Source organism: Niveispirillum sp. (assembly GCF_017996735.1).
In the GTDB taxonomy this organism is placed as follows: domain Bacteria; phylum Pseudomonadota; class Alphaproteobacteria; order Azospirillales; family Azospirillaceae; genus Niveispirillum.
This window is the reverse complement of record NZ_JAGOGJ010000011.1, coordinates 14572-37060: the sequence shown is the minus strand read 5'-3', so window position 1 is coordinate 37060 and position 22489 is coordinate 14572. Positions and strand designations below refer to the sequence as shown.

The window sequence follows — 22489 nt, the reverse complement described above, 5'->3', positions numbered from 1 at the left end:
AACAGTTGGTCTCGGTTTCCAGGTTCGCGCTGTGCCTGCTGCTGGGCGGCACCGCAACATCCGCTATCGCGCTGTCGACCGGCGCCATGGCCCAGGAGGCGTTTGATGGTGGCATCATTCGCGAAATCCGTGTCGAGGGGTCGCAGCGCATCGAAAGCGCCACGGTCCAGTCGTACATGACCGTCCGGCCGGGCGACAGCTTCGATCCCGATAAGATCGATCAGTCGCTGAAGTCGCTGTTCGCGACCGGCCTGTTCGCGGACGTGTCGATACGACGCGAAGGTGGGGTGATGCTGGTGCAGGTGGTGGAAAATCCCATCATCAACCGCATCGCCTTCGAAGGGAACAAACGCATCAAGACCGAGGATATCAATCCCGAGGTCCAGTTGCGCCCGCGCACCGTCTATACCCGCACCCGCGTGCAGAACGACGTCGAGCGCATCCAGGAACTCTATCGCCGCAAGGGCCGCTTCGCCGCGCGCATCGAGCCGAAGATCGTTCAGCTTGAACAGAACCGCGTCGACCTGATCTTCGAGATCGAAGAGGGGCAGATGACGGGCGTGCAGGCCATCAACATCGTGAACAACAATGTGTTCGATGATGATGATCTGCGTGAGATCATGATCACCAAGGAGTCGCGCTGGTGGCGGTTCCTGTCGTCCAACGACAATTATGATCCCGAGCGTCTGCGCTATGACCAGGAGCAGGTCCGCCGCCACTATCTGCGCAACGGCTATGCCGACTTCAAGGTCCTGACCTCGGTCGCCGAACTGACGCCTGACCGCGAGGAATTCTTCATCACCATGACGGTGGATGAGGGCAAGCGGTACAAGTTCGGCAAGATCACGATCCAGTCGGACATCCAAGACATCGATATCAACCCGCTCTATGAAGCCATCAGCGCCTATCAGGGCGAATGGTATAATGGCGACAAGATCGAGGAGAGCATCACCGCCCTGACCAACCGTCTGGGTGATCTGCAATACGCGTTCGTCGAAATCGACCCGTTGCTGGACCGCAATCAGGAAGATCAGACGATCGACGTGGTCTTCGAATTGAAAGAAAGCCCGCGCGTCTTCGTCGAGCGTATCGATATTGTCGGCAATTACAACACGCTGGACAAGGTCATCCGCCGCGAGATGCTGCTGGTCGAAGGCGACCCGTTCAGCGTGTCCAAGGTCAAGCGCTCCGAACAGCGCATCAAGGATCTGGGCTACTTCCTGGATAGCGGCGTCGAGGTGAAGACGGCCGAGGGCAGCACCCGCGACCAGTCGGTTATCACCATCGAGGTCGAGGAACAGCCGACGGGTGAAATCCAGCTTGGTGCCGGTTACTCCTCCACCGACGGCGCGCTGCTGGACTTCTCGATCCGTCAGCGCAACCTGCTGGGCAAGGGCCAGGACCTGCGCCTGTCGACCCTGCTGTCGAGCCGCAGCTTTGAGGTCGATCTGGGCTTTACTGAGCCCTATTTCCTGGATCGCGATTTGGCGGCCGGCGTGGATCTGTTCCGCGTGGTCCGCGACAATCGCGACACCATCTCCTACGATCTGGAATCGACCGGTATCGTGCTGCGCGCCGGCTATCCGCTGTCGGAGAAGCTGCGCCAGCGCGTCAGCTACTCGCTGGTTCAGAACAAGATCGACAATATCTATTTCGGTTCGTCCCTGTTCCTGCAGGATCAGTTGGGCACCACCATCACCTCGTCGGTGGAAAGCCAGTTGCTGTACGATGACCGCGACAGCAAGGTCGAGCCGACCAACGGCTATTATTTCCTGTGGTCGGTGGAATTTGCTGGTGTCGGCGGCGACACCCGCTACCTGCGCAACCGCGTCACGGCGGGCCAGTATTGGGAACCGTTCGAGGAAGTGGTTCTGGGTCTGACGACAGAGGCCGGTTACATCTGGGGCATGGGCAAGGACCTGCGCATCAATGACCGGTTCTTCATCGGTGGCGATACGCTCCGCGGCTTTGAGATCGGCGGTATCGGACCGCGCAACGTGCCCGACCCGACCAATCCGGAGAACAGCGACGCCCTTGGTGGCACTATCTTTAGCCGCGCTAGCCTTGAACTGACCACCAAGTTGGGCCTGCCGGACGAGTTGGGTGTGAAGGCCCACGCCTTCTACGATGCCGGTACGCTGACGGCCGCGAAGGAGACGCCGGGCGTCGGCGACGTGTTCCGCGACAGCAACAAGGTCCGCATGTCGGCCGGTGTCGGCGTGTCGTGGAAGTCGCCGTTCGGTCCGATCCGTCTGGATCTGGCCTACCCGATCGCCAAGGAACCGTATGACCAGACCGAAACGCTGAAATTCAGCTTCGGTACCCGGTTCTGACGGGGGATAGGGCATTGGCGCTTCGCCCCATCGCCCTGTTTTTTACCGGCCTGGCCCTTGTGGTCGGGCCGGTCGCGTCTTATGCCCAGGAAGCCGCGACGGTGGCGCCGCAGCCGGCGCGCCGGCTGCCCTATGCCCAGGTTGCGGTGGTGGACATTCCCACCATCCTGCAGCAAGCGACCGCCATGCGCACCATCCAGCAGCAGTTGGATGTGCAGAAGGACCAGTTGCAGCGCGACGTGGCGCAGCAGCAGGAAGGGTTGCGCCAAGCCGAACAGGAACTGGCCCGCCTGCGCCAGACCGTGTCGGTGGAGGAATTCGACCGCAAGCGGACGGAGTTCGAGACCCAGGTGTCTGCCACCGGCCGCGCCCTGCAGGAACGCACCCGCCGTCTGGACATCGCCTTCAACCAGGCCCGCAACAGTGTGATCAACACGCTGGACCAGGTGATCGCGGAGGTGGCGAAGGAGTCCGGTGCCACGCTGGTCATCTCCCGGCAGTTCATCGTCTATCAGTCGGGTGCCGCCGGTGACATCACCGCAGAGGTGCTGGAGCGCCTGAACGGCCGTCTGCCGCAAGTGACGGTCAGCGTTCCACCGCCGACATAATATAATCGGTCACGAATCCGGACCGATTGTATCCGCGCCGAAGCCTTTAATCCCGATGGGCCGGGATTAAAGGTCGCTGATATAAGGTGAGGGGGGCCAAGGTCCCCTTGATCAACACATGAAGGACATCCCATGGCCGATCCCCGTTTCTTCGACCGTGCCGGTCCCTTCACGCTGGCCGATCTGGCGGCCCGGTCCGATGCGACGGTGGCGCCCGGTGCCGACCCCTCTCTGATCTTGACGGATGTGGCGCCGCTGGACCAGGCGGGGGAAGGGCATCTCTCCTTCCTGGATAATCGCAAATATATCGATGCCTTCCAGGCCAGCCGGGCCGCGGCCTGCGTGGTGCATCCGGCCCTGGCCGACAAGGCGCCGGCCGGCATGGCCCTGCTGCTGTCGACCAAGCCCTATCGAAGCTATGCCCTGTGTGCCCAGGCCTTCTATCCGCTGCCGGCCTCCACGGGCTTGATCTCCCCGGCCGCCCATGTCGACCCGACTGCTGTGCTGGGTGAGAATGTGGAGGTGGCGGCCGGAGTGGTGATCGAGGCGGGGGCGGAAATCGGTCCGCGCACCCGCATCGCGGCCAATGCCGTGATCGGGCGCCATGTCCGCATCGGCGCCGACAGCATCATCGGTGCCTGCGCCTCTCTCTCCCACTGTCTGGTGGGTGACCGGGTGGTGATCTATCCCGGTGCGCGTATCGGCCAGGATGGGTTCGGCTTCGCCATGGACGTGACCGGTCATGTTCGCGTGCCGCAGATGGGCCGTGTCATCATCGAGGATGATGTGGAAGTGGGGGCCAACAGCACCATCGACCGGGGGGCCGGCCCCGATACCATCATCGGCCGGGGCACGATGATTGATAATCTGGTCCAGATCGGGCACAACGTCACGCTTGGTGCCGGCTGCGTCATCGTGGCCCAGTCCGGCATCTCGGGCAGCACGAAGTTCGATCATCATGCCGTGCTGGCGGCGCAGGCGGGGGTGGCCGGCCACCTTTCCATCGGGGCCGGGGCCCGCATTGCGGCACAGAGCGGCGTGATGCGGGATGTACCGCCGATGACGGAGGTGTTCGGCACGCCGGCACAGCCCAAGCGGCAATATTTCCGCCAGGTCGCCATGATGGCGCGGCTGGCGAAGGGGAAAAGTGGACGGGGCGATGAGCACGACGGAAACGAATAAGGTCGCGGTGACCGAGCTGGATATCAACCGGATCATGCAACTGATCCCGCACCGGTATCCGATGCTGCTGGTCGATAAGGTGAAGGACATCGTTCACGGTGAAAGCTGCACCGGCATCAAGAACGTGACGATGAACGAGCCGCAGTTCACCGGCCATTTCCCACAGAAGCCGGTGTTCCCCGGCGTCATGATCGTGGAGGCCATGGCCCAGACCTCTGCCATTCTGGTCATGCAGACCCTGGGACAGGAGGCGGAGGGCCGTCTCGTGTATTTCATGGGGATCGAGGAGGCGAAGTTTCGCCGCCCCATCGGCCCTGGTGACCAGATCCATATCAAGGTCCAGAAGGTCCAGAACCGCCGTAATGTCTGGAAGTTCCGGGGCGAGGCCTGGGTCGACGGCAACCTGCATGCCGAGGCCACCTACACGGCCATGATCGTCATGGGTGATTAAGGTCGGCATTTGCTCCCCTTGGTGGACATGGAGCCGACGTAATTTTGTCAAACGCCTTTGTTAAAGGCGGTGGGAAGGGCGGGAGACCGCCCTTTCGCATGTCAAGAATGAAGAAGGGTCCGGCCCATGAGCGCCAATATCCATCCCAGTGCCATTGTCGATCCCGGTGCCCGCATCGGTACGGGTGTGGAGATCGGCCCCTTCTGTGTGGTGGGGCCGCATGTGGTGCTGGGCGATTATGTGCGCCTGGTCAGTCATGTCGCCGTCGATGGCCGCACCAGCATTGGTGAAGGCACCATCGTCTATCCCTTCGCCTCGCTGGGCCATGCGCCGCAGGATTTGAAGTACAAGGGCGAGCCGTCGGAACTGATCATCGGCCGCAACAACCGCATCCGTGAGAACGTCACCATGAATACTGGCACCGAGGGTGGTGGCATGGTGACGCGTGTCGGCGATGGTGGCTTGTTCATGGTTGGTGTCCATATCGGCCATGACTGTATCGTCGGCAACAATGTGATCTTCGCCAACAATGCCACGCTGGGCGGGCATGTGGTGGTGGGCGACCATGCCGTGCTGGGCGGCCTGTCGGCTGTGCACCAATTCGTGCGCATCGGTGCCCATGCCATGATCGGCGGCATGTCGGGCGTAGAGGCCGATGTCATCCCCTATGGCTTGGTCAAGGGCGACCGCGCCTTCCTGGCCGGGCTGAATCTGGTGGGGTTGCAGCGTCGCGGCTTTGCCAAGGACGATATCCACGCGCTCCGCGCCGCCTTCCGCCGGCTGTTCGAAGGGGATGGACAGATGGCCGAGCGTGTCGCCGCCGTCACGGCGGAAGCGGGGGAGGTGCAGCCCGTGGCCGATGTGCTGTCCTTCCTGGCCGACCGGGGCAGCCGCGCCCTGACCCTGCCGCGCTGATCCCACCATGGCGGGGCGGCTGGGCATCATTGCCGGGGGGGGCGATCTGCCACGGCAGGTGGCGGAGACCTGCCGGCAGGGCGGCCGCTCCTGTTTCGTCATCGCGCTGGAAGGGCAGGGGGCGGAAGCCTGGTTGTCTTCCGACGTCCCCCACGCCGTTTTCCGCTTGGGGGCTGCGGGTGCCATGCTGGACCGGCTGCGGGCGGAAGGGGTGACACAGATCGTTCTGGCTGGCGGTGTGCGCCGTCCATCCCTGTCCGACCTGCGCCCCGACTGGTACGCCACCCGCTTCTTTGCGCGTCTGGGCCTGAAGGCGCTGGGGGATGATGGCTTGCTGCGCGCTGTGGCGTCGCTGCTGGAGGAAGAGGGGTTCCGGGTGGTTGGCATCCAGACGCTGATCGCCGACCTGCTGATGCCGTCCGGGGTGCTGACACAGGCGGTGCCGGATGAACAGGCACTCTTGGATATCAATCACGGCCTGACGGTCGCCCACGCCTTGGGTGCCGTCGATGTGGGACAGGCGGTTGTGGTTCAGGCGGGGCTGGTCCTGGGCGTGGAAGCCATTGAGGGCACGGACGCCCTGATCGCCCGCTGCGCATTGTTGAAGCGCGAAGGGCCGGGGCCTGTGCTGGTGAAGCGTGCCAAGCCCGGCCAGGACCGCCGGCTGGACCTGCCCACCATCGGCCCGGACACCATCGCCGCCTGCATCGCGGCCGGCTTTGCTGGCATCGCGGCGGAAGCGGGGGGGACCTTGTTCGTGGGGCGTGACGATGCGGTCCGGGCTGCCGATCGGATGGGGTTGTTCGTGACGGGGGTGGCGGGATGACGGCCCCCCTGATCTATCTGATCGCCGGTGAGCCGTCCGGCGATGTGCTGGGCGCCCGGTTGATGGCGGCGTTGAAGCAGGCGACGGGCGGACAGGTGCGGTTTGCCGGGGTGGGCGGGGATCGCATGATCGCCGAAGGTTTGGACAGCCTGTTCCCCATGGAGGAATTGACCCTGTTCGGGCTGGCCGAATTGCTGCCCAAACTGCCGAACCTGATCCGCCGCATCGGGCAGACGGCCGAGGATATTCTGGCCCGCCGGCCCGACGCCGTGGTCACCATCGATGCGCCGGATTTCTGTTTCCGGGTGTTGAAAAAGGTGCGGCGAGTCGATCCGACCATCAGGCTGATCCATTATGTGGCGCCCACCGTCTGGGCCTGGCGTCCCGGCCGCGCGCAGAAGATCGCCCGCTTTCTGGACCATCTGCTGGTCCTGCTGCCGTTTGAGCCGCCTTATTTCGAGGCGGTTGGTCTGCCCGCCACCTTTGTCGGCCATTCCATTGTCGAGGCGGGGGTGGAACGTGGTGACGGTGTCGCCTTCCGTGCCCGCCACGGCATCGCTGCCGATACGCCGCTGCTCTGCGTCCTGCCGGGCAGCCGGCGCAGCGAGATCAAGGTGCTGCTGCCCGATTTCTCCGCGACCCTGGCCATTCTGACGGAACGACATCCCGGCCTACGGGTCGTGGTGCCCACCCTGGGTAAGGTTGCGGCACCGGTGCGCGCGGCAACCGCCGCCTGGCCCGTCCCCACAATCGTGGTGGAAGGTGACGGGGAGAAATATGATGCCATGGCCGCCAGCGACGCGGCCCTGGCGGCCAGCGGCACCGTGGCCCTGGAACTGGCCCTGGCCCGGCTGCCGTCGGTGATCGCCTATCGTATCCACCCGCTGACCTATCGGCTCTACCGCCACCTGATCCGCGTGAAATATGCCAATCTGGTCAACATAATGCTGGACCGGATGCTGGTGCCGGAGCGGTTGCAGGATGAGTGCACGCCGGAAAAGCTGGCCGCCGCCGTCACCACATTGCTGACCGATCCCACCGCCCGGCGGGAACAGGTGGATGGTGTGGCGCAGGTGGCCCACTGGCTGGGCCAGGGCGGCGACAAGACCCCCAGTCAGCGGGCGGCGGCGGCCGTGCTGGGCGTGATATCCCGCCGCTGACGTCCTGAACCATCCCTGACCGGGTTATGGCGCGGTATTGTCCGCCTTCACCGTGGCCATCATGCCGTTCTTCAGCTTGGCTTCGGCTGACCGGCGCAGACCGTCATCCTTGCCGGCCTGATGGGCGGCACGGGACCATTGGAACCGGGCCTCGGCCTTGCGGCCCACGGCCCAATAGGCGTCGCCCAGATGGTCGTTGATGGACGGATCGTTGGGTTCCAGTTCCAGCGCTTTTTCCAGCGTCTCCACCGCCTGTTCCGACTTGCCCAGTTTGAACAGGGCCCAGCCAAGACTGTCGGTGAAGAACCCGTCATGTGGGCGCAAGGACAGCGCCTTTTCGATCATGGACTTGCCTTCTTCCAGGCGCTGCCCCCGGTCGATCCAGGAATAACCCAGATAATTCAGGACACTGGGTTGGTCGGGCTGCAGCTCCAGTGCCTTCTTCAGCCCGGCTTCCGCCCCCAACCAGTCGCCCTTGGCATCCAGCACCATGGAGCGGGCATAGTACAGCATCCAGTCACGCGCGCGGGGTTCCTTCACGCGGGCCAGCGCCTGGTCATAGGCGGCCAGCGCCTCGTCGGTGCGTTTGGCGATGCGGTGCATGTCGCCCAGGCGCAGAAGGGCGTCGGTTCGGTCCGGCCGCTCCGCCGCCATCTTCCGCAACAGGGCCTCGGCTTCTGCGTCGCGGTCCAACTGGCGTAGCGCATCCACCTGCCGCAGCCGGGCCATCCACAGCATGCCGGGGCCGCCTGCCGTGGCGCGGAATTCCGCCAGTGCCGTGCCGTCGCGGTCCCGCGTCATCAGGATATCGCCGACCAGCAGGTGGGCTAGCGGCTGACCGGGGTCCAGGTGCAGCGAAACCCGGCCATACAGCAAGGCCATTTCCGCGGCTCCTTCCTGATGCAGGGCGGAGGCCAGCTCGAACAACGCCTCACCCAGGCCGGCGGCGGCATTGCCGACCAGCGGCGCCGGGGTGCCGCCCTTTTCCAGCCGGTTCAGCGCGTCTTCCACCACCATGCTGTCGGGATTGGCATCCAGATATTGCCGGTAGAGTTTGCGGGCCGCGTCGGCGGCCCCCGACCGTTCCTGGAAATTCCCGATCAGCAGGGTCAGGCGCAGCGGCATGCCAAGCTTGGCCGCCTCGGCATAATACTGGAATGCCGCGTCCCGATTGCCGCGCATATCCTCGATCAGGGCCAGTTGCTGGGTGCGGATCGACTTGAACCCTTCATGCGTGGACAGTGGGTCCAGCAGCTTTGTGGCGCGGTCATAATCCTTTTCCGCCACGGCGATCCAACTGGACAGAAGCGGGCCGATATAGGGGGACATGCCATCGGTCGGCAGGGCCGCGACCCGTTCCGCCGCCTGCTGCGTGCGGCCGGCCCGCAGGTCATCGGCGACCAGAAGGGCATGAGCCACGAAGCTGCCGCTGCCCGGATCGCCCGACACCTGACGGCGGGCCAGGATCAGCGCCTCCTCCTCCTTGCCTTCACCCAGTGACAGCAGGAAGGTCCGGCGCAGCAGCGCGGTGTTGCCGGGGTCCTGTTTCAGCACCGCGCCCAGATTTTCGCTGGCGACATCCCAGGCGCCGGCATTCTGGGCGATGCGACCCATAAGATAGCGTGCGATGGCGCTGCTGTTGGTGGGGGTGGGTGGGGGTGATTGCTGGGCTGACGCCATTCCCGTCAGGGCCAGGGTCAGCAAGACCGTCGACAGGGTCGCCACCGGCGACCGGAAACCCAATGCACCCACGCGCCACCATCCTTCCACCGGGCTACCCCGACAGGTCAATCCCCCTGTCGGCCCGCCTTCCATATACGATCAAATAGCATATCCCGTGCCAGGGGCCATTGTCGCAAAAGGATGATCGCAACGACCAGACCCGCGACATCGGCCACCACATCCTCCACGCTGGCCTGGCGTTCCGGGACCATGCCCTGGACCAGTTCGATCCCGATCCCCAGGATCAGCAGCAACACCACCACCAGAACCCGCCCCCGCCGGCTGCGATAGGCCCAGAAGCCAAGGATTCCCAGACCCATGAAGCAGAGGACATGGAGAATCTTGTCGGTATAGCCATCACCGGGCGGGGCAAGGCTCGGCTCCGCCCCCATCCAGGGTAGAACCAGCATGGCCAGCCCCAGCATCACGGCGCCGAAAAGCCGTCGTATATGGGGTGGAGGGTCGCGCAGAAAGGTGAACAGGGGCCAGACTCCAATCATTCCGCCGGACGGTACCGGCGCAGGATAGCGGAGTTCCGGCCTTAGGGCGAGGATGCGTGTCGAGGTCGTCATGCATGCATATTTTGCAGGCTCGTTGCGCATTCTACGCACCATCTCTTGCCTATTTTTTAACAAACCCTGCTGTAATAAAGGGCCTGCTGACGGCGAAGTCGTGAGCTGCTCGAACCCAGGGACCTTGCATGTTTCCCGCAGTGGCGACCGGAGCCCTCAATCCGGCCAATGGCATCGTGGCTGCCGCTCTGTCCACACCCGCTTTCGGAACGACCGCGGCGCACACGCCGCCCCCCGCCAATGATCCCGTGTTCGACGGGGTCGAGGTGCTGGCAGAGCAGATCCTGTCGGCCGTGGCGCGCAGCCGGGCGCTTGGACACCGTGACACCCGCATCACCCTGACCCGCCCCACCGATACGGTGGAAGGGGTCCGCAACCGCCTGCTGATGGCGGGGCTGACGCCGGTGGTCCGGGCCTCCAGCACGGGTGGCGTCTCGGTCCTGTCGGTCCGCTGCTGACCTGATCCGGACGTTATATCGGGCTTGCCTTGATCGGCGGACATGTTCATGATCCGTACTCATGACCATGTCCGCTGCACCCGATATCTTGCCCGTGGCCGATCCGCCGTCCGTGGTGACGGTGATGCTGCCGCGTCCGCAATCCGATGCCGCCGCCGCCATCACGCGCGGCGTGCGCCGGATGCTGGCGGAACGCGGTTTGCGCGGACTGGTGGAATTTCCCCTGGCCAATGGACGGCGGGCCGACATACTGGCCCTGGCCGATGACGGGGAAGTCACCATCGTCGAGGTGAAAAGCAGTCCGATCGATTACAAGACCGATCAGAAATGGCCGGAATATCTCGATTTTTGCGACCGTTTCTTCTTCGCCGTCGATACTGACTTCCCGGTTGAACTGATCCCCGCTGACTGTGGCCTGATCATCGCCGATGCCTTCGGGGCGGAAATCATCCGTTCGTCGCCGCTTGCAAAACTGGCCGGTGCCCGCCGCAAGGCGCTGACCCTGCGTGTGGCACAGGTGGCCATGGCGCGGCTGCACCGGGTGGAGGATCCGGGATTCCGGATTGCGGAGTAGGGGGGGCACCCGCCGCAACGACATCACGGCGATGGCCCCCGCCCCTTCATTCCAGCATCGGTTTGCCGGTTTCGATCTCCACCAGCGCGGCCAGCAGGGGTACCGCGATATCGCGGCGCTGGCCGGACCCGCGCTCGGCCTCTGATATGGCGGCCTGGAACGTGCCGCGCCAGCGATTGTCACTGAAAAGCAGCTTGTCGGCGCGTGCCCGCTGGACCAGCGTGATGGGTGTGCGGCTGTCCGTCACCGTCTTGTCCAGCCGCGCCGACAGCGTGTCGGCCTGACCCCGGTCCTTGGCCTTCAACGCGCCGTCGATCAGCTCGACATAGGTTTCGGCCTTCAGGTCATTGTCCTGCAACTGGTCGGCATAGGTCAGGGTCAGCACCTTTTCGCCGCGCGCTTCCAGCCGCCCCAGAACCTGTGGGATGGTCCAGGGGCTTTCCTCCTGCACGGTCCGCAACAGGCCCAGCGCCAGATTGGTATCGCCCAGATCGCCGGCCGCGACCGCCAGTTCCGGCGGACAGCAATTGCCGCGACGGTCCTTGAACCGGCTGAACTGCTCCTCCACGGTGTTCAGGAACAGGGTGCGCGCCCGCGCCTCCAGCCCGACATTCAGCAGCGATTGTGCCACCAGACCCAGTTCCCAGGCGCAGCCCTGGGTACGGGCGAACTCCGTCAGTTCCTCGGTGATCTCCGTCGCCTTGGTCATGTCGCCGCGCCAGACCAGTGCCTCGACAATGTCGGACAGGTTGTAGACGCGGGTGGCGCAATCATGGAACTCACGCGTGATGACCAGGGCCCGGTCGACCTCGCCCGTCAGGGCCAGGGTACGGCTGACGAACAGGTCGGGGCTCACGTCGCCCTTCGCCCCCCCCGTCCGCAGGGCCTGTACGAAAGGGGCGACGATGGGCCGTACCCGCACCTTGTCCCCGATCTGGTAATGCGCGACGGCCAGCGACAGCCAGTCCCAGCGCGGGGCGGCGATGGGATATTCAATGGGCGTCACCAGCGCCTCGATCCGGTGCAGCAGGCAGGCATTCGACTTCGGGTCGGCACAGACCAGCCCGCGCAGCCGGTTCTTGAACTCGACATAGTCGAAATCGCCGATGAACTGGTTGGTCATCAGTTGCACGGCCAGCGTGCTTTCCGGCAGCCGGACAATGATATCGGCCAGCAGCGCATCGGCCTGCTGCAGCAGCTTTGTCTGCTCCGTTTCGTCATACGATTGGTCGGCCTGACGGATGGCCTGCATGGCTTGCACGAACTGGCGGTTGGCCTGCGCATTCTGGTCGCCGGCCTGGGCCCAGGCGGCGGACGGTGCCATCAGCAGGACAAAGGCCAGCAGGGCGGGGGCGAACAGCGCCTGACCCCAGAGGCGGGCGGCGTCAATTCGGTACTTGGACATGGCTCACCACCCGGCGTACCCGCGCGATTTCCCGCGCATGGTTTCGTACCCGTTCCAGTTCCTGCGGCGACCGGGCCCGGCCCATCAGATAGATCACCTGATTGACGGTCTCGATCGTGTAATTGCTGGACGTGATCTCCGGGTCGGTCATCAGATCCTTGCGCAATTGTGCCGTGATCCACATATCGGCGGCCTTGTCGGACAGGCCGCTTTCGTCGCCGATCCCGATCTCGTTGATCACTTCCTTCAACCCGTCGACCTGCCAGGCCAGGCGCACGGCGGTCACCCGCTCGTCCGCATTGGCCGCGCGGCCGGTCAACAGCGCGCGGGCGTCGCGCACCTCCACCCGCAACCGACTGTCCAAGCCGCCGGCTTCCTTCCAGCGTTTTTCGACTTCACGGCGCAGCCCACTATCATCCAACGCGACAGTGGCCGGATTATTCCCCGCATCGGTCTGTGCAATGGCCGGGGCGGTCAGGGCCAGCCCCGTCGCCAACAGCATCGCCATCCCCAGACCCCTGGGCGCCCAAAGGCGCATGTTCCCCATCGTTCATGCCTCCTGCGGCCGTGATTTTCCCGTGGCACGGCCGGACTTTAACGGTGAAATGTGGTGAGAACCGGGCCGGGGGATGCGGTTTCCGCCCCGGCGGGGTGGGTCAGGGGGGCCTCAGGCGAAGGGGGCGGCTGTCAAAACCGCGGTGAGTTCACGGGCCAGGATGCCGGCGATGTTGCGGCGGGCCTTGGCATCGCGCAGCAGCGTTTCGTCCTGGGGATTGGAAAGAAAACCGGTTTCGATCAGCAGCGATGGGATGTCCGGTGCCTTCAACACCGCAAAATTCGCCGACCGCATGGGGTTTTCCAGCAGGCGGACATCCTTGCCCGCCCCCTGGATGATCGATTGTTTGGCATGAAGCGCCGCCGTCACCGTATGGCGCGCGGCCAGATCCATCAGGATGCCGGCCACCCGCTCATCCAGGCCCGACACATCCAGGCCCAGACCGCCGGCTATATTCTCCTGCTGGGCGATGGCGGCGGCGAAATCGTCGCTGGCCTTCTCCGACAGGGTATAGGCGGACATGCCACGGGCCGCCTTGTTGGGCGCGCTGTCGGCATGGATGGAGATGAACAGGTCGGCCTTCGCCCCCTGGGCGATGCGCACGCGTTCCTTCAGATCGATGAATTTGTCATCGTCGCGCGTCAACTCCACCTGCCAGCCCTTGGTCTTGCCCACCTGGCGGGCGACCTCCTTGGCGATGTCCAGCACGACATTCTTTTCATAGGTGCCGCGGGCGCCGATACAGCCCGGATCGTGACCGCCATGGCCAGGGTCCAGCATGACCAGCCGGGATGGGCGTGGCTTGCGCGCGGGCGGCTTTGGCTTGCCCCCCTCCTGCGCCTGGGCATGCGACGGGGGGACGTGCAGCAGCGTGACCGATGCCATCGGCACAGCGACCGGGACACCCAGAGCAAAACGGAGTAAATCCCTGCGATTCATCGACGCGACCACCAATCGGGCCCGGAACGTTCTGGCCCTTCGTCAACGGACCATGTTTGGACCCCGGCGCACCGTTGCGCAACAGAAACATGCGTGTCTGTTGCGCAGATGCGGCATTGTGTGCCTGCAAGGCTACAGTGGGCGGTGGGCTCAGCTACAGCCCGTGGTGCCGCCGCACGTGTCGCATTTCAGGCAGGTGCCGTTGCGCACCAGGGTCATGTTGCCGCATTCGGGGCAGGGGTCACCCTCATAGCCGCGGGCGCGGGCCTCCTTCATGCGTTCGAACCGCGCGTCATGTCGCCCCACCGTGCCCCCGCGCAGGGCCGTGCTGGACAGGCTGTCGGAATGCACCGATGAGCCGCCGGCGTAATTGGTCACGTCCGTGCCCGTGGCGGCATAGGCGGTGGTTGCCTGCTGGAACCCCGCGATGACGCGCCCCTGCTGTCCGCCCGGCACCACGCGCAGGTTGGACCGGACATAACCGGTCGATGCGATGCGGGCCACGGCAGCCAGCGTTTCCTGCGTCATGTACGCGGCATTGTCCGGCAGTTCGGGGGCCGTGTTGGCGGCTTCCGGCATGCCGGCCAGATTGGCCTGGGCATCGCCACGGCCCATCGTGTCGGGCAACAGATCCTCCGGCGTGGCATGCGCCAGATCGTTGCGACCGAGGTAGGAGATGGCCAGTTCCCGGAAAACATAATCCAGGATGCTGGTCGCCATCTTGATGGCGTCGTTGCCCTGCACCATGCCCGACGGTTCGAACCGGGTGAAGGTGAAGGCCTCGACATATTCCTCCAGCGGCACGCCATATTGCAGGCCCAGCGACACCGCGATGGCGAAATTGTTCATCATCGACCGGAAGGCGGCACCCTCCTTGTGCATGTCGATAAAAATCTCGCCCAGGCGGCCGTCCTGATACTCGCCGGTGCGCAGATAGACCTTGTGCCCGCCGACATTGGCCTTCTGGGTATAGCCCTTGCGCCGCTGCGGCAGCTTTTCCCGCTCGCCCGACCGCAGGACCTTTTCCACCATACGTTCGACGACGCGCTCCACCACCCGTTCGGCGACCAGGGGGATTCGGGCGGCGGCCGGGGCCTCCACCACGCGCTCCATCAGGGTCGGCTCCTCGCCGGACAGATCCTCCTCATCCTCTTCCAGGACCTGGGCGTTCAGCGGCTGCGACAGTTTCGATCCGTCGCGGTACAGCGCATTGGCCTTCAGGCCCAGTTGCCAGGACAGCATATAGGCGTCGGTGCAGGCGGTGACCGAGGCGCTGTTGGGCATGTTGATGGTCTTGGAAATGGCGCCGGAGATGAAAGGCTGGGCCGCCGCCATCATGCGGATATGAGCTTCGGCCGACAGGTAGCGCTTGCCGATCTTGCCGCAGGGGCTGGCGCAGTCGAACACGGGCAGATGCTCGTCCCGAAGAGCGGGCGCACCCTCCAGCGTCATGGCGCCCGCGACGTAGACATTGGCGGCCTCGATCTCTTTCCGGGTGAAGCCCAGATGGGAGAGAAGGTCGAAACCGGCGCTGTCCAGCAGATCGGCCGGAATGCCCAGCGTGCCGGTGCAGAACTCCGCCCCCAGCGTCCATTTGTTGAACACGAACTTGATATCAAAGGCGGACGCCAGCGCGCTCTCCACCTTCTCGATCTCGCCGTCACCGAAGCCCAGCTTGCGCAGCCGGTCATGGGTGATGCCGGGCGCGCCGGTCAGCGTGCCATGCCCCACGGCATAACGTTCGATCTTCGCGATAGTCGCATCGTCATAGCCAAGGCGCGACAGCGCCTCCGGCACGACGCGGTTGATGATCTTGAAATAGCCGCCGCCGGCCAGCTTCTTGAACTTCACCAGGGCGAAGTCCGGCTCGATCCCCGTCGTATCGCAATCCATGACCAGCCCTATGGTGCCGGTGGGCGCGATCACGGTGGTCTGGGCATTGCGGAACCCATGGGCGCGGCCCTGTTCCAGGGCGTGGTCCCACGCCTGGCGCGCGGCCAGGATCAGGTCGGCATCGGGGCATTCATCGGCCAGCAGCGGCACCGGCGCCACCGACAGGCCCTCATAGCCTGTGCGGGCGCCATGCGCGGCGCGGCGGTGGTTGGCGATGACGCGCAGCATCGGTTCGGCATTGGCGGCGAAGCCGGGGAAGGGCCCCAGCTCCCTAGCCATTTCCGCCGAAGTGGCATAGGCCACGCCCGTCATCAGCGCCGTGATGGCCCCGGTCAGCGACCGGCCCGCGACACTGTCATAGGGCAGGCCGGCAGCCATCAGCAGCCCGCCGATATTAGCGAAGCCCAGGCCCAGGGTGCGGAAATCAAAGGACAGGCGCGCAATCTCCCGCGAGGGGAACTGCGCCATGGCGACGGAGATTTCCAGGACGACAGTCCAGAGCCGGCAGGCATGGGTAAAGGATTCGATATCGAAACGACCATCGGGACGGCGGAATTCCATCAAATTGATGGAGGCAAGGTTACAGGCCGTGTCGTCCAGAAACATATATTCGCTGCACGGGTTCGACGCGTTGATGCGGCCGGACGCCGGGCAGGTGTGCCATTCGTTGATGGTGGTGTCGAACTGCACGCCGGGATCGGCCGACTGCCAGGCGGCATAGCCGATCTTGTCCCACAGGTCGCGGGCGCGCAGCCTTTTCGATACCTTGCCGTCGGTGCGCCGGATCAGGTTCCAGGGACCATCACTCTCCACCGCCTCCAGAAAGGCGTTGGGCACGCGCACCGAATTGTTGGAATTCTGTCCGCTGACGGTCAGATAAGCTTCGGAGTCCCAATCAGTATCGAAGGTGCGGATATCGATCCCGGCATAGCCCTGGCCGGCCAACTGGATGGCGCGCTGAATATAGTTCTCGGGCACCAGATCGCGGCGGGCCGCGATGATCGCTCGCTTCAGCGCACGGTTCCGGGCCGGATCAAGCCGGTCGGCATCGGGTCCGATGCCTTCATTGGCCGCCGCCATCACCATGTTCAGGTGGCGCGATACCTGCTTGGACCCGGTCACCAGGGCGGCGACCTTCTGTTCCTCCACGACTTTCCAGTCGATATAGGCCTCGATATCGGGGTGATCGAGGTCGACCGTCACCATCTTGGCGGCCCGGCGCGTGGTGCCGCCGGACTTGATGGCGCCCGCCGCCCGGTCGCCGATCTTCAGGAAACTCATCAGGCCCGACGATTTGCCGCCGCCCGACAGTTTCTCATCTTCGCCGCGCAGGCGGGAGAAGTTCGTTCCGCTACCGGAACCATATTTGAACAGCCGGGCCTCGCGGACCCACAGGTCCATGATCCCGCCTTCATTGACCAGATCATCGGCCACCGACTGGATGAAGCAGGCATGCGGCTGCGGCCGTTCATAGGCGGAGGGGGAGGCGACAACCGCACCCGTGCTGGGATCGACATAGAAGTGGCCCTGGGCCGGGCCGTCGATGCCATAGGCCCAGTGCAGGCCGGTATTGAACCATTGCGGGCTGTTGGGGGCTGCCATCTGACGGGCCAGCATGAACCGCATCTCGTCAAAGAAGGCGGCCGCATCGGAATCCGAATCGAAATAGCCGCCCTTCCAGCCCCAATAGGTCCAGGTGCCGGCCAGACGGTCGAATACCTGGCGTGCCGACGTCTCGCCGCCTGTACGCTGGTCGGCGGGCAGCGTGGCCAGGGCCTTTTTGTCCGCGACATGGCGCCACAGGAAGCTGGGGACGCTGTTCTCTTCGACCGCTTTCAGGGCCTTGGGCACGCCGGCCCTGCGGAAATATTTCTGGGCCAGGATGTCACAGGCCACTTGGCTCCACTCCGCCGGAACCTCGATATCCTTGGCCTGGAAAACGGTGGAGCCATCGGGATTGCGAATCTCGCTGGTCGCCGTTCGGAACGGGATGTCGGCATAGGCATCCTGACCTTCGACGGTGAAACGGCGTTCGATACGCATGCGCTTAAGGCCCCTTTTCCCAGACAAGGCGGCGGTCCCGGTCGTCCCCGTCCAACCGGACAGGTAACCCCACACCGCAATATATGGTGACGGACCAGAGGCTAGGCCACAGGGGCGGGTGGGGCAACGAGATTTTGTTGTGAAAAACAGAGGCATATACCGCTTATTGTGGTTGACGCTCCCGGTCGCCGGAGTCCGTGTGCATGGGGAGAAAATGCGGCGGAAAATCTTGGTTCCCCGTCAACGGGTCTTGTGTGAGTCGTTTGCGCCCCCATCTGCCCCATACGCATAAGGTCAGGTGCCCCGCCACTGGGCATATCCACACCGGACAGGGGGTTTCATTCCGGCCCCAACGGTGGCAGGGTGCGCCCGCCGAATGTGGCCGGTATCATCGTACAAGTCGTGCCCTGAATGTCCCTGACGCCAGATCCCGAGTCTCCGCCCCCTCCCGCCGCGCCGCTTGCCGAAGGCATGAGCAGGCGGCAGAAGGCGTTGTTGGGCATCGGCACCGTTCTGTTCCTGGGCTTTCTGCTGGCCGTCGCCGTCAAACATGTGATGGCGGAGGTGAATTTCGGTGAAGTGCTGGCCTATCTGGAGGCACTGCCGCTGTCCAAGGTGATCAAGGCCATCGGCCTGACGGCCCTGGCCTTCTGGCTGCTGACCCTCTACGACCTGTCGGCGCTGATCTACCTGAAGAAGAAGGTGCCTTATCGCACCACGGCCTTTGCGGCGGCCTGCGGCTACGCCATTTCCAACAATGTGGGCTGGGCGGTGATCAGCGGTGCCGGCGTGCGCCTGCGCGCCTATGGCGCGGCGGGATTGTCGGCCGGTGACGTGGCCAAGGTGGTGGTCTTCTCCACCACCACCTTCACCCTGGGCCTCACCTTCACCGGGGCGGTCGGCATGATCGTCGGGCCGCATCCCGTGTCGGTGCTGCTGAAAATCCCCGAACTGGCGGTACAGGGTATGGGTGCCGCCATGCTGCTGGGCCTGTTCGCGATCTGCGTCGTTACGGCCGTCACGCACAAGCCGGTGAAGATCTGGCGCTGGTCGATCCAGTTGCCCAGTTGGGGCGGTGTGGTGTCGCAGATCACCATCTCTTCGGCCGAACTGGTGGTGACGGCGGGTATCCTGTGGATGCTGCTGCCGGTGGATGTGCAGGTGCCTTTCACGTCTTTCGTGGCCCTGTTCTGTGCCGCTCTGATCGTGGCGATCTTCAGCCATGTGCCGGGCGGTCTGGGCGTGTTTGAAAGCATCATCCTGCTGGGCATGGCCGACCATGACGCCGCCAGTTCCATCCTGGGGGCGCTGCTGGCCTATCGCTTCATCTATTATGTGCTGCCGCTGGCCGTGGCCGGCTTGTCCATCGCCACCTGGGAAATCCGCCATCATACAGGCCGTATCGGCCGGGCGGCCGACCGGCTGCGCGGGCGGGGGGAGTAGGCGTTCCCTGGCTTACAAGGGGGCAGCAAATCATGCCTCTCGCATGACCGGACCAATGTCCGGAGCGTCTGGCCCCACCCGTCAGGCGCTAAGGGCCGGGCGGATATTCCGCCCGCGTTGGCAGGGTCTGGAACCGGCCCCGCGTCTCCAGCTTCTTCAGGAGCTTGGCTTGTGGCCAGGGCGTGTCGATGACGACAGTCATCTCCCTTGCATCAGCCTTCACGGCGACCAGGGCCAGTGACACGGTGGCGTTGCGGACGGCGCGGACCCAGGAGCCGGATTGCGGGGCATAGGGGATCGTCAGGAAGCCGAAAGGCTGCCCCATATCGGACAACGCGATGTAATAGGACCGGCGGTAACGCTCTTCCCCGTCGGGTCCGGCACCGTCGCGGATGACATGATCCACCTGAGCATATCCATCGCGCAGGCCAGCATAGACCAACTGCCACGTCATGGTGCCGGCGAGCGTGTCGATCTGTTCCCGCTGATAGGGCACGGGGACGGGCAGCTTCTGCCGTTCAAGCGGGCGTGATGATCGTCCTGTTGCCGGATTGCCCATGACCGGATGCACGACATCGAACCAGCCGTCATTCTCCTCATCCCGATAACAGCTATAATGCTGCGGTTCTTCGATGGGGAAGCTTCCGGCCGTGGGCTCCATGGTGCAGAAAAAGGGAACACCATCGAAGCTGACCATCATCAGGCGGGTGCGTTCCGGCACCTTGTGCCATATCCCCAAGCTCGACTCGCGGCTGCCTGTGCCTTTCAGGACGGCCCCTTCCGACACGGCGCTGATTGTGTCGCTGTAGAACACGGCCCCGGCCTTGGCCAGGATGGGTTTGGAAATATCCTCCGGCACGCGGGTGCGGGTGATCGTATCACCGCTGACGATCAGGGGCGGCGGTGGCTGCGTGGCGCAGCCGGCCATGGCGAACAGGGCGATACCACTGAGCAAACCTGTCAGAACCCGCGTGGTCTTTGTAGACATGCTGCGCCCAAATCCATCCCGTTCAACAAGTTGCAGGTTGAGGGTTGTATATCTAGTCTATTATGTCAATCATCTGTCAGGTTGTAACCCGACGCGGGAGATATGGATGCGGTCGGTTCTGGTGCGGGGTGCAATGCTGTGCCTGCTGCTGGCGGCGTCAGTGATCGCGCCATCACATGCTGCGCTGGCCCCGGATGACGAGGGAACCTGGCGCGCCTGTGACGGGCAGGGACGACCCTCATCCGCTGCGGCGGTCACGGGCGTCAAGGTGGCGCTGCTCCCGCTGCTGCTGCTGGCGCCAGATCGCCCGCCGGTTCTTCCGCGACCTGAGGGGTTGGCGTTCGGAGTTGTCGGCATCGAGGCTTGCCGTGCGGCCATGTCCGACCCCAGGTCCCGCGAATGGCCCGACCGGCGCACCATGCAACATCTGGCAATGGCCGTGCATTTGCTGGATGCGGGGCTGCAGGGCGGGGCGGATCTTTCCGCCTTGCCCGCCGCGAAGGCCGCGTGGCTGGCGGACAAGGACAGCAGCGGTGTCACGCCCGCCGTGCGCTGGATGATCGAGCCCCTGTTCGATCTGGTCCTTGCCGTCGGCGCTGCAGAGCGGCGGGACCCAAAAGCGGCTGCCCTTTTAAGCAGCGTCATCGACCGGCGTCCGGGTAGTTATGAACTGGCGGCGCTGACGGCGGAGGCATCGCTGTCGCAGGGAATCGATATGGAGACGCGCCGTCGCTTATGGTGGCACGCCGCTTCGCATGAGCAGGAACGCGTGCTGGTGGCAATGGGACTGCGCGCTGCCCAAAGTGCTCCGTTCCTGCCCAGCCGGGAGATGTTGCGCGATACGCTGATCCCCCTGTTGCACGACCAGCTCGTCGTCGCTTCCTATGCCAATCGTGTGGACCTTTACAGCGCCAAGGGTACCTTCAGCAGCGATGGCTATGTGTCTGAAAGCAGTGCTGCCGGCGAATTGATCACCTATCAGGTCGACAAGGCACCTGTGGCCTGGGCGCGTGAACTGGCCTTGTTCCGCGCCGCAGAACTTGCGGCGGCGGCGGGACAGACCCGATTCGTGCTGCTGGAGGACCGATCGGCTCAGTTGGTCGCCCGCCAATTCACCGGCTATGGCGCGTATGCCGGCTCCTATGTGATGCGCAACGACGTGACCCTTCTGGTCGGGCTGGGTGGCCCGCCGGCCGGTGCGGCACCGGTCAGCCGGGAGCCGGCGGCCTGGATGTCGGTTGACAAGATGCTGACGGCGCTGAACGGCAGCTTCCTGAAACAGCAGCGCGCCACGCCGAGGTCCTGAACTTGCCCTGCGGAAGGCGCAGGCCCGTCCCCCACCGTGGGGGTGGATTTTGTTGCGCTGCCGGTGCATAGTCCCCGCCGATCTTCGTTCCGCATCACGGAAAAGCCATGAGCGACCGTATTTCCCTGGCCACCTGGATGGCCAACATCCAGATCAGGCTGCTTGTCTGGCGCGCCGGCCGTCAGGTCGGCACCGACGCGGCCGGGAACCGCTATTTCGAGGAAAAGAAGGCCCGTCCGGGCATGAAGGCCCGCCGCTGGGTCCTGTACAAGGGCGAGCCGGAGGCGACCAAGGTGCCGCCGGAATGGCATGGCTGGATGCATTACAACATGGCGGCCCCCCTGCCGGCCGACAGCGCCTTCCACAAGCCCTGGCAGAAGCCCTATCTGCCGAACGCGACCGGCACCAGCCAGGCCTACCGTCCGCCGGGCCATCTGTTCGCCGGTGGCAAGCGTGACAAGGCAACGGGCGATTATGAGGCCTGGACGCCGAACTGATCATCCCTATCTTTGGGATGTCGCATGGCGGCGCCGCAAAAGCGCCGCCATGATCATTTAAGGGATCCTGGGGACCTTTCCCCTGATCCGGCAGGAGTAGATCTGTGCCATGCGCAAGAACGTGATCGAGACCGTCCTGGGTGCCGTCGTCCTTCTGGTTGCCGGCTTTTTCCTGTTCTTCGCTTATACGACCAGCAGCGTGAAGGCCGTGTCGGGATATCCGCTGGAAGCGCGGTTCAGCAGCACGGGCGGCCTTTCCTCCGGTGCCGATGTGCGCATTTCCGGCGTGAAGGTGGGGACCGTCACCAGCCAGCATCTGGACAAGCAGACCTTCCAGGCCGTGGTCCTCATGGATATAGACAGCAATGTCCAATTGCCCCGCGACACGACGGCCAGCATCGCCAGCGAAAGCCTGCTGGGTGGCCGCTATCTCCAGTTGGACCCCGGTGGGGAAGAAGACAAGCTGAAGCCCGGCGACACGATCGAATATACCCAGTCCGCCGTTAACCTGGAGGAGTTGCTGGGCCGCTTCATCTTCAATTCCGCCAGCGGTGACAAGAAGACGGAAGCCCCGGCCACGCCGTGATGATGGGGGCCACGAAGCCGCCGCAAAGCTTT

20 protein-coding genes are annotated in these 22489 nt (G+C 64.4%); 13 read left to right on the top strand and 7 right to left on the bottom strand.

Annotated features, from left to right (window positions below; translation table 11 throughout):
• The first annotated feature begins 5 nt into the window (after positions 1-5).
• The 7 genes from bamA to lpxB all read left to right on the top strand — a co-directional run bounded on the left by bamA (position 6) and on the right by lpxB (position 7475).
• On the top strand, positions 6-2333 hold the full coding sequence (bamA, locus tag KBA48_RS06300; protein WP_292904318.1) for an outer membrane protein assembly factor BamA: 2328 nt from the start codon (positions 6-8) through the stop codon (positions 2331-2333).
• Positions 2334-2347: 14 nt separating this feature from the next.
• Entirely contained in the window at positions 2348-2941 is a 594-nt protein-coding gene (locus KBA48_RS06295; RefSeq protein ID WP_292904316.1) for an OmpH family outer membrane protein, read from the top strand.
• Between the two features lie 132 nt (positions 2942-3073).
• Complete coding sequence (gene lpxD / locus KBA48_RS06290; RefSeq protein ID WP_292904314.1) at positions 3074-4123, top strand: UDP-3-O-(3-hydroxymyristoyl)glucosamine N-acyltransferase; 1050 nt, start codon at positions 3074-3076, stop codon at positions 4121-4123.
• On the top strand, positions 4101-4574 hold the full coding sequence (fabZ, locus tag KBA48_RS06285; protein WP_292904312.1) for a 3-hydroxyacyl-ACP dehydratase FabZ: 474 nt from the start codon (positions 4101-4103) through the stop codon (positions 4572-4574). The genes lpxD and fabZ overlap by 23 nt, the downstream gene beginning before the upstream one ends.
• Positions 4575-4700: 126 nt before the next feature.
• On the top strand, positions 4701-5489 hold the full coding sequence (gene lpxA, locus KBA48_RS06280) for an acyl-ACP--UDP-N-acetylglucosamine O-acyltransferase (protein WP_292904310.1): 789 nt from the start codon (positions 4701-4703) through the stop codon (positions 5487-5489).
• 7 nt (positions 5490-5496) lie between these two features.
• A complete protein-coding gene (locus tag KBA48_RS06275) occupies positions 5497-6315 on the top strand; it encodes an LpxI family protein (RefSeq protein ID WP_292904308.1) in 819 nt (272 codons plus the stop codon).
• Entirely contained in the window at positions 6312-7475 is a 1164-nt protein-coding gene (lpxB, locus tag KBA48_RS06270) for a lipid-A-disaccharide synthase (protein ID WP_292904306.1), read from the top strand. Before KBA48_RS06275 ends, lpxB begins: the two co-directional genes overlap by 4 nt.
• A 24-nt stretch (positions 7476-7499) precedes the next feature.
• Here the strand turns inward: lpxB and KBA48_RS06265 are convergent, their stop codons facing one another.
• Both KBA48_RS06265 and KBA48_RS06260 read right to left on the bottom strand, forming a co-directional pair.
• Positions 7500-9227, bottom strand: a complete 1728-nt coding sequence (locus KBA48_RS06265) for a tetratricopeptide repeat protein (RefSeq protein ID WP_292904304.1) — start codon at positions 9225-9227, stop codon at positions 7500-7502.
• Between the two features lie 35 nt (positions 9228-9262).
• Positions 9263-9697, bottom strand: coding sequence for a VanZ family protein (locus KBA48_RS06260; protein ID WP_292904302.1), 435 nt, complete (start codon positions 9695-9697; stop codon positions 9263-9265).
• Between the two features lie 200 nt (positions 9698-9897).
• Between KBA48_RS06260 and KBA48_RS06255 the strand changes: the two genes are divergently transcribed.
• Both KBA48_RS06255 and KBA48_RS06250 read left to right on the top strand, forming a co-directional pair.
• Entirely contained in the window at positions 9898-10227 is a 330-nt protein-coding gene (locus KBA48_RS06255) for a hypothetical protein (protein ID WP_292904300.1), read from the top strand.
• A gap of 61 nt (positions 10228-10288) precedes the next feature.
• Complete coding sequence (locus KBA48_RS06250) at positions 10289-10801, top strand: MmcB family DNA repair protein (RefSeq protein ID WP_367273814.1); 513 nt, start codon at positions 10289-10291, stop codon at positions 10799-10801.
• A 46-nt stretch (positions 10802-10847) separates the two neighbouring features.
• Here the strand turns inward: KBA48_RS06250 and KBA48_RS06245 are convergent, their stop codons facing one another.
• The 4 genes from KBA48_RS06245 to KBA48_RS06230 all read right to left on the bottom strand — a co-directional run bounded on the left by KBA48_RS06245 (position 10848) and on the right by KBA48_RS06230 (position 17637).
• On the bottom strand, positions 10848-12206 hold the full coding sequence (locus KBA48_RS06245) for a hypothetical protein (protein WP_292904298.1): 1359 nt from the start codon (positions 12204-12206) through the stop codon (positions 10848-10850).
• Positions 12187-12714 carry a BON domain-containing protein gene (locus KBA48_RS06240; RefSeq protein WP_292904296.1) on the bottom strand — a complete coding sequence of 176 codons (528 nt, stop codon included), beginning with the start codon at positions 12712-12714 and terminating at the stop codon, positions 12187-12189. Before KBA48_RS06240 ends, KBA48_RS06245 begins: the two co-directional genes overlap by 20 nt.
• Positions 12715-12873: 159 nt before the next feature.
• Positions 12874-13647: an N-acetylmuramoyl-L-alanine amidase gene (locus tag KBA48_RS06235; RefSeq protein ID WP_292904294.1), complete on the bottom strand. Its 774-nt coding sequence runs from the start codon at positions 13645-13647 to the stop codon at positions 12874-12876.
• Positions 13648-13851: 204 nt separating this feature from the next.
• Positions 13852-17637: a vitamin B12-dependent ribonucleotide reductase gene (locus KBA48_RS06230; protein ID WP_292904292.1), complete on the bottom strand. Its 3786-nt coding sequence runs from the start codon at positions 17635-17637 to the stop codon at positions 13852-13854.
• 471 nt (positions 17638-18108) lie between these two features.
• Between KBA48_RS06230 and KBA48_RS06225 the strand changes: the two genes are divergently transcribed.
• Positions 18109-19080, top strand: a complete 972-nt coding sequence (locus KBA48_RS06225) for a lysylphosphatidylglycerol synthase domain-containing protein (RefSeq protein WP_292904290.1) — start codon at positions 18109-18111, stop codon at positions 19078-19080.
• Between the two features lie 88 nt (positions 19081-19168).
• On the opposite strand, the gene KBA48_RS06220 is transcribed toward KBA48_RS06225, so the two are convergent.
• A complete protein-coding gene (locus tag KBA48_RS06220; protein ID WP_292904288.1) occupies positions 19169-20068 on the bottom strand; it encodes a hypothetical protein in 900 nt (299 codons plus the stop codon).
• Between the two features lie 106 nt (positions 20069-20174).
• Between KBA48_RS06220 and KBA48_RS06215 the strand changes: the two genes are divergently transcribed.
• From KBA48_RS06215 to mlaD, 3 genes are all read left to right on the top strand, one after another.
• Entirely contained in the window at positions 20175-21374 is a 1200-nt protein-coding gene (locus KBA48_RS06215; RefSeq protein WP_292904286.1) for a hypothetical protein, read from the top strand.
• A 107-nt stretch (positions 21375-21481) separates the two neighbouring features.
• Positions 21482-21871, top strand: a complete 390-nt coding sequence (locus KBA48_RS06210; protein ID WP_292904284.1) for an NADH:ubiquinone oxidoreductase subunit NDUFA12 — start codon at positions 21482-21484, stop codon at positions 21869-21871.
• Positions 21872-21980: 109 nt separating this feature from the next.
• Positions 21981-22457, top strand: coding sequence for an outer membrane lipid asymmetry maintenance protein MlaD (gene mlaD, locus KBA48_RS06205; protein ID WP_292904282.1), 477 nt, complete (start codon positions 21981-21983; stop codon positions 22455-22457).
• The last annotated feature ends 32 nt before the right edge of the window (positions 22458-22489 follow it).